The 7542-nt window shown below is 55.5% G+C and carries 7 protein-coding genes; 6 read left to right on the forward strand and 1 reads right to left on the reverse strand.

What is annotated here, in order from left to right:
- The first annotated feature begins 30 nt into the window (after nt 1-30).
- Nucleotides 31-2091 carry a calcium-binding protein gene (locus LZ686_RS16975; protein WP_349548541.1) on the forward strand — a complete coding sequence of 687 codons (2061 nt, stop codon included), beginning with the start codon at nt 31-33 and terminating at the stop codon, nt 2089-2091.
- 928 nt (nt 2092-3019) lie between these two features.
- Here the strand turns inward: LZ686_RS16975 and LZ686_RS16980 are convergent.
- The gene (locus tag LZ686_RS16980) at nt 3020-3313 is read right to left on the reverse strand and encodes an HU family DNA-binding protein (RefSeq protein WP_139086275.1); all 294 of its coding nucleotides are present in this window, start codon (nt 3311-3313) and stop codon (nt 3020-3022) included.
- 245 nt (nt 3314-3558) lie between these two features.
- Between LZ686_RS16980 and LZ686_RS16985 the strand changes: the two genes are divergently transcribed.
- The 5 genes from LZ686_RS16985 (at nt 3559) to ctrA (ending at nt 6781) form a co-directional block, all read left to right on the forward strand.
- Nucleotides 3559-3873: an H-NS histone family protein gene (locus LZ686_RS16985; protein WP_139086277.1), complete on the forward strand. Its 315-nt coding sequence runs from the start codon at nt 3559-3561 to the stop codon at nt 3871-3873.
- Nucleotides 3874-4190: 317 nt separating this feature from the next.
- Nucleotides 4191-4577 carry a BLUF domain-containing protein gene (locus LZ686_RS16990; protein ID WP_349548542.1) on the forward strand — a complete coding sequence of 129 codons (387 nt, stop codon included), beginning with the start codon at nt 4191-4193 and terminating at the stop codon, nt 4575-4577.
- A gap of 75 nt (nt 4578-4652) precedes the next feature.
- The gene (locus tag LZ686_RS16995) at nt 4653-4949 is read left to right on the forward strand and encodes a type II toxin-antitoxin system RelE/ParE family toxin (RefSeq protein WP_139086283.1); all 297 of its coding nucleotides are present in this window, start codon (nt 4653-4655) and stop codon (nt 4947-4949) included.
- Between the two features lie 3 nt (nt 4950-4952).
- The gene (locus tag LZ686_RS17000) at nt 4953-5249 is read left to right on the forward strand and encodes an addiction module antidote protein (protein WP_139086285.1); all 297 of its coding nucleotides are present in this window, start codon (nt 4953-4955) and stop codon (nt 5247-5249) included.
- Between the two features lie 827 nt (nt 5250-6076).
- Complete coding sequence (gene ctrA / locus LZ686_RS17005) at nt 6077-6781, forward strand: response regulator transcription factor CtrA (protein WP_139598928.1); 705 nt, start codon at nt 6077-6079, stop codon at nt 6779-6781.
- Nucleotides 6782-7542 lie beyond the last annotated feature (761 nt).

Genomic DNA, 7542 nt, shown 5'->3' on the forward strand with positions numbered 1-7542 from the left:
GTGCTCAGACGGTAGAAAGTGGATCGATAAATGCCCTCAATCGATATTGTTAGAGTAGACGATAATCCGTACGAAACCATCGGTGGTATTCGCGAAGACACGGCCTCGCGAGGGGTTGATTTGGAAGGTACTCAAATCACGGCTGTATATGCTGACGGATCAGTAGAAAATTTGAGATGGCACGCCTTGGATGCGTATACATACGGCGGCGCTACCGGTACCAGCGTCGATATGTCCTTTGGTTTTGATTGGCATGAGTTGGCGGCAACAAAGCTCCTCGCATCGCTTCAAATTAATCTGCAGCCGGCCAACTCTGTATTTGACACGACGTTGGACAGCGATGATCAGTCCGGTGGCTCTACCCCAGGGTCATTGAGTGGCTTTCCTTTCAGACTGGCTCCAGAATATGAAGAGATCGCCGGAAACCTGATCGCAAATTACTCAGGGATCGTAAGTATCTCAGGAAATGAAGCCGTCGGTGACATTTACACAACGATGGTGATTGATTTCACCAACCTCTCTGCGGGCGGCCTTCTGAGCGATCTGAGGTGGAATTCGGACATCGATACCATGAAGGTTTCCGGTGACCTCGTATCATCCAACCAGGGCAATGATACGTTGGTGGGCGGACCCGGAAACGACACCCTTGACGGTGGTCAAGGTACCGACACGGCCGACTATCTGAGCGCCCAGGGCAATGTTCTGGTCAATCTCTCAATGGTAGGTTCTCAAGATGTCGGCGCCTCCCAAGGTCGTGATACTTTGATCAGCATCGAGAATCTGACGGGAAGTCGTTTCAACGACATCCTGATCGGCTCATCCGATGCGAACCTGGTGGTAGGCAACGAGGGTGATGACCGTATCAATGGCCTTGCAGGAAACGACGTACTGGAGGGTGGTCTTGGCGATGATACGCTTGCCGGGGGTCTTGGAAACGACACCCTAGACGGGGGTGTTGGAGTTGATTGGGCTACGTTCATGGGCGAGAGCCGGGCGGCAAGGCTCGATCTGTCGATAACCGGTCCGCAGGCCAAAGGCCATGGCGTCGATGTGGTCCGGAACATCGAAAACATCCACGGCGGGGCAGGCGACGACTTCCTCCTGGGAAATGCTGAGGCCAACCTGATCAGAGGTGGATTCGGGGCGGACACCATTCACGGTAGGCAGGGTTATGACCTGCTTCAAGGCAACGCCGGCAATGATACTCTCAACGGCGGTTTTGGAAACGACACCCTAGACGGGGGTGTTGGAGTTGATTGGGTCACGTTCATGGGCGAGACCCGGGCGGCAAGGCTCGATCTAGCGGTGACCGGTTCGCAGGCCACAGGTCACGGCGTCGATGTGGTCAGGAACATCGAGAACATTCACGGCGGGGCAGGCAATGACCACCTGCTCGGCAATGCTGGAGCCAACCTGATCAGAGGCGGATACGGGGCGGACACCATTCACGGTCGGTATGGCCATGACCTGCTACAAGGCAACGCCGGTGATGACATTCTCAACGGCGGTTTTGGAAACGACACCCTGGACGGGGGTGTTGGAGTTGATTGGGTCACGTTCATGGGCGAGACCCGGGCGGCAAGGCTCGATCTAGCGGTGACCGGTTCGCAGGCCACAGGTCACGGCGTCGATGTCATCCGGAACATCGAGAACATTCACGGCGGGGCAGGCAATGACCACCTGCTCGGCAATGCTGGAGCCAACCTGATCAGAGGCGGATACGGGGTGGACGCCATTTACGGTCGGTATGGCCATGACCTGCTACAAGGCAACGCCGGTAATGACATTCTCGCCGGGGGCTTTGGAAACGACACCTTGGATGGCGGTGTCGGAAATGACCGCATCAGGGGCGGCGCAGGCACTGACACCTTTGTTTTTAGGAGCGGATCTGACCGCGATGTCATTCTCGATTTTCAGGATGATATCGACACGATCCAGCTTCTTGATTTTGAAGTTGCGAACTTTGCGCAGGCTCGTACCTACGCTTCGGAAAGCGGATCCGCTGTTGTCCTCGATTTCGGCCACGGCGACGTCCTGATCATTCACAATACAACGATAAACGCGCTTGGAAACGACCTTGTCTTCGTCTGATGGGGCTGGGTTTGTTGCTGCGGCTTAACCTTGAAATGCGACACAGGCGCTGACTTAGTCTGATCTGGGCGGGTGGAGACATGGGCCGTCGCGGCCAGCCCGGATCTGGCGGGTGATCTGCAGAAGTGATAGCTTGGATCTGACATACTTCAGGATGAGGTGTTATGCGCCCAACAACCCCCGTGTGAGCGATCGCGCGGGGGTTGTCTCATGAGGGTCTGCGGTGCGCCGCATCTGCAATCTGTTTTTCATGACGCAGGGCGGCGGCGTGCAAAGCCTCCTCCAGCCTTCGGGCCAGCTCGATCAGGTGGGGCGGGATGTCTGTCATGACTCCGAACCGGACCAGCGTGCCAATGTTCCCGACAAATCCGTGTCCTGTTCGGCGGGTCTTAGCAACGCACTGTCCAGATGATGAGGGGACCTTCGAACAAGGTGAACGAAGGTCCCCATGAAGAGAGTGCGTTTGCTCTTCATGGGCAGAGAACAGAACCCGTTTGAAGATGTTCCTGCCCTTTACGAATTGAGCATGGGTAGGAGTGTGAGTGGGAGCATGGGTAGGAGTGTGAGTGGCAAGAAATGGAAGTGTGATTTTTTACACCCGCTAACGCTGCTGATTGCCTGGTTCGAGTGTCGCGAAACTGTCAGCGCAGCACCGCCAGATGCACTAAACTGAGCGTGGTTTCCTTGATAAGGCAGGCCATGTCCGACGCTCCTCAGGTCCCCGATCCGTTTCCTCTCGATTTCGACGTTGAGGATGACCCTTGCTTGGTTTGCAAAGGCAAGCTGGCCGAGGATTGGATCTGCCTAGAATGCGGTGCCGACCACTTCGAGGGCGTCATGCTGTTGATCGGGTATGGAATGCCTCGAAAAGGCGCTCCGCCTCCCTCAGCGAGATGCGACCTGATTTGACCGGCACAGGGGGCGGGGATCAGCCGGGGGTTGTAAGGCGGTTGAGCTGCTTGAGGATCTGCTTCGAGGCCCGAAAATGCATGTGCCGCTTGGGTGCTATCTCAACTGCCTCGCCCGTTCTCGGATTGCGACCCACACGAGCGACCCGGACCTTGCTGAAGAAGCTCCCGAACCCGCGCAACTCCACCCTGTGCCCTTGGCTCAAAGCCTCGGCGATCTCGTCCAGGATCGTGTCCAAAGCTTTTTCCGCGGCAAGCGCGGTCAGATGAGGATTTTCCTGTCGAAGCTTTGCCAGCAGCTCTGAACGGATCACTTTGTCTATCCCTGTTTCGAAAGAAAACCGAACAGGCATTACGATCTCATAGCCCGCCGGATGGAGAACTTTCGATTCTTACTTTTGGGTTCAAGAGATGTGATAGATTTTTGTTACGGCCTTAAAATGCAGGGTAATTGCACATTACGCATGACCGAAAAATATTTTTTCCTGTCTATATGCTCTCCTCATTTTAGATTTGATGGCACATAACTCGGGCGCCGACCGAAAATGTAAGGGTAGCTATGTTTGATATTGATTTCGACACCATGAGCCTTGAGGATCTGAAGCGTCTGAAGCGGGAGCTCGACAAGGCCATTGCCAATTATGATGACCGCCGCAAAGCGGAAGCAAGGCGCGATCTTGAGGAAAAGGCCCGTGAATACGGGTTTTCCCTCTCCGAGCTTGCGGAGGTCAAAACCACGAAGCGGGGGCCCGTCGCCCCAAAGTATCGCAATCCGAGCAATCCGGATCAGGTCTGGACAGGGCGTGGCCGGCAACCGACCTGGTTCCGGGAAGCAATCGAGGCCGGAACCGAGCCTGCCGATCTCATCATCTGAGATCGCGCAAGGCTATGGGCCGGTCATGAACCGGCCCGTTCTCTTTCGAGAGCGAAAATCTGTAGAGCGATTGTTATGCGGCAGACCGCGCAGGGGGGGTATCAGCCCGAAGGTTATGCTCGACAGGCAGAAAACTGCACGGAAAAACAAGGCCGAGTGCAAGTGCTCTGAATTCCTGCTACGTCGCGACCGCATAACGAGTCATAGCCGTCAAAGACCTTCCGTCTTTGGCGGCTTTTTCTATACCGAAATTCAGGTGTTCGACGAGCAGTGCATATGTGAGAGATCGGTTTTTGGAGAGGCCGATGATTCACTACATGATCTATCGAAGCCATACCGAACTGATGCCGTCGGATGATGCTTATCGGCGTATCCTAGAGCAGGCCAGAGCCCGCAATTTCATGCTGGGCGTCACTGGATACCTGCATTGGGAAGATGGGATCATCCATCAATGGATCGAGAGACCTGCTACAGGGCTTTCGATTGTCGAACAGTACATTTTGTCTGACCGGAACCACCAAAACACTGTCGTCTTGGACAGAGGCTATGGGCCGGAAAGAGAGTTTGAGGGATGGTCGATGGCTGAAAACAAGTCCGAGGGGAACTCGTTGTTCGCGTTCATAGCGGCCAGCGCTGTCCCGAGCTCAAATCATGCGGCCTATGCCAGAAACATCATGTCTTTCATGAAGCAGCAGTTGGTCTGACTTCGCCTCAGTCCGATCTTTCGAGAACGACGGGCCGTAGTTGCCTAGGCCCTCTACGACAACTATAGTTGTCAAATGGTCGAGTTGATCCGCAGTGCCACTTTTGACCGCTGGCTGACCGGCCTGCAGGATCGTCGGGCGGTTGCCCGGATCGCGGCCCGGCTTGATCGGCTGGCCGGTGGCAATCCGGGCGACGTCCAGCCTGTCGGAAACGGAGTATCCGAGCTTCGGATCCACTACGGGCCCGGCTACCGGGTGTATTTCCTCCAACGGGGCCCGGTTATGATCGTGCTGCTCTGCGGAGGCGACAAGTCGTCCCAAGAGAAAGACATCATCCAGGCCAAGGCTCTGGCCGCAGAATGGAAGGGTTGAACGATGACCGAAGAAGCCTTTGCCCGCTACGACAGTGCCGATTACCTCAAGACGGAAGAGGACATTGCCGCCTATCTGGAGGCGGTCATGGATGAGTCGGGCGATGATCCGGCCTACATCGCCCGTGCATTGGGCGTTGTGGCACGAGCCCGGAACATGACGGCACTGGCCCGCGAGGTGGGAATGAGCCGGGTCGGCCTCAGTAAGGCTCTCTCCGGTGAGGGAAACCCGACCCTGTCCACGGTGATGAAGGTCGCCAAGGCGCTTGGCCTCAAGGTCTCGATCCAGCCGGGCACGTGACCATATTTCAAGTCTGAAAGAACGGCCTTAGGAGACGTTCCAAAACACAGCACGGATGCCGAAATGCAATTTCGGTAGACATCGGCCATATCCTGCAACTGCAACACCCCCTCAAGTCGTCCATCAGTCCGTCTGTTTTGGTGGATCGATCCAGATACCACAGAAGCGACTGCCATCGCTGGTGGACGCGACTTGTCCGCCTGCTGCCATGCAATAGGTGAGAGGGTACTTCCCAAACTCCCGTGCATCTCCGCGCCTCTGGATTAGGAGCAGCACCACGATGCCCAGAACGGCCCCCAGAGCCGCAATTCCCCCGAAGACGGCCAGGACAGACACCCCCTCCGAAGCTGTAGAGGGCCTGCTGGCGGCCCGTGATGGCTTCCAAGCGCATATATGGTCGGCAGCCGCGCTAGGAATACCGGTCCCTTTGTTTCATCATTCGTAGAAGCTTGTCCTGAGTGCAGCCCAACCTGAGAGTGATCCGAATGCGCGGGTAGGTGTTGGATATGGTCTGGCCCAATTCTAGTTAGGATTTTTCAGACGTGACTACGTCGTTGATCGACAGCTCAATAGACGCATACCGACGGATGCTACTGCCGGTGTGTCATCGACGACCAGTTCAGCCTGCCGTCGTCGAGATCCGGGGCGTCAGTAAGTTTGAGGACGATACTCATGGCGTGCGCAGGCAAGCGCCAGAAATAGGTGCTTTGAGGTTGGAATGGCAGGGATATATCCTAAGTTGGAATGCAACCAATAGGTGTATACGCTTGTTCATATAAAAGGGAAATCGACCGTCCTACGGCAAGCAAGACCAGAAAGGACCAGCCATGCAGATTCTTGTGGTGGAGGACAATGCCAGTACCGCTAGAGCACTCGAACTCATGCTGACGACTGCGAAGCACGGCGTGTTTATGACTGGCACGGGGGAGGAGGGTATCGATCTTGCGAAGAACTATGAGTATGACCTCATCATTCTAGATCTCGATCTTCCTGACATGAACGGTATGGACGTCCTGCGCCATCTCCGCATCGCGAAGATAAACACCCCCATTCTTATCCTGACCGGTTCGGACGATACCGAGAGCAAGTTGCGGGGATTTGGCTTCGGCGCAGACGACTACATGACAAAGCCGTTCAACCACCAGGAACTGCAGGCTCGCATTCAGGCAATCATCCGTCGGTCCAAGGGGCATAGCCAAGCGATGGTCGAGCTTGGAGATCTTACGATCAATCTTGATACGCGGACGGCTGAAATCAGGGGCAAGGAACTGAAGCTAACCGGCAAGGAGTATCAAATTCTTGAGCTGCTGAGTCTGCGCAAGGGCAATGTCATCGGCAAGGAAGCGTTCCTGAATCACCTTTACGGGGGGATCGACGAACCGGAGGCCAAGATCGTTGACGTCTTCGTTTGCAAGCTGCGCAAGAAGCTGTCCGACGCCATGAATGGGCAAAACATGATCGAGACGGTCTGGGGCCGAGGCTACGTTCTTCGTGAGGCGCAACCGGCAAAGCAGATCACCGCGCGCGCTTGACGTTAAATCGAGGGACGGCGCTATACCCAAATCACTAGTATTTCCTATTTGTTAGTGACACTTCATGCGAGTTCATCGCACCTCAAACCGCAACCGCCTGAGTGTCAGGTAAAACGGCGGCATGACCATTGTGCCAAACGCTACTCCAGCAGCAACTCACATCGGCGATGATTGTCTGGCAATGGGAACGCCACTAAGGCTGAACACGATCACCTCCAACGGTCATCCAGAATTCGAACCTATCGAATCGTCCGGATACGCCGCGCCACGGCTAGTCCTGCAACGCGAATGGTAACTTCTGTAACACTCATGAGCATGACGGTTGTTATCCAGCAAAAACCCCCTCACGAAGCATCGGGCGGGGGTTTTAGATATGTATTTACGAACTCGTGAAGAAAGCAATCTAAAGGCGAGGCCCCATCTTAAAGTTCCCCTAGCCTCAAATATTTTTGTTTTCTGTAGTCGCCGTGAAGGGTGGACTGGAGAAATCGTAATCCGAAGGAAGAGCCCCCCGGTCCTGGCCGCAAGGAGGAAAAAGCGGCGGGCCGGGGGCTGTTGTATCACCGGCACCGCAGGGAGGAGGGCAGAGCCGGAGGAATAGCATGGTGATACAGCCAAAACATTTCTACTCTGTTAGGGTCAGGACCCATTGATCCTGCGCGTTCGGCATGATTCAGGCTCCTCAAGGAGACCTGATCGATGAGCAACCTTTTCTGGCTGACCGACGCGCAGATGGCGCGGCTCCAGCCCTTCTTCCCCAA

The organism is Paracoccus sp. NFXS7 (assembly GCF_040148865.1).
Taxonomy (GTDB): domain Bacteria; phylum Pseudomonadota; class Alphaproteobacteria; order Rhodobacterales; family Rhodobacteraceae; genus Paracoccus; species Paracoccus marcusii.

Excerpts from the sequence above, each read along its gene's own strand:
- LZ686_RS16975 (WP_349548541.1), top strand. The coding sequence starts at position 31 with ATGCCCTCAATCGATATTGTTAGAGTAGACGATAATCCGTACGAAACC.
- LZ686_RS16985 (WP_139086277.1), top strand. The coding sequence starts at position 3,559 with ATGTTTGATATTGATTTCGACACCATGAGCCTTGAGGATCTGAAGCGT.
- LZ686_RS16990 (WP_349548542.1), top strand. The coding sequence starts at position 4,191 with ATGATCTATCGAAGCCATACCGAACTGATGCCGTCGGATGATGCTTAT.
- LZ686_RS16995 (WP_139086283.1), top strand. The coding sequence starts at position 4,653 with ATGGTCGAGTTGATCCGCAGTGCCACTTTTGACCGCTGGCTGACCGGC.
- LZ686_RS17000 (WP_139086285.1), top strand. The coding sequence starts at position 4,953 with ATGACCGAAGAAGCCTTTGCCCGCTACGACAGTGCCGATTACCTCAAG.
- ctrA (WP_139598928.1), top strand. The coding sequence starts at position 6,077 with ATGCAGATTCTTGTGGTGGAGGACAATGCCAGTACCGCTAGAGCACTC.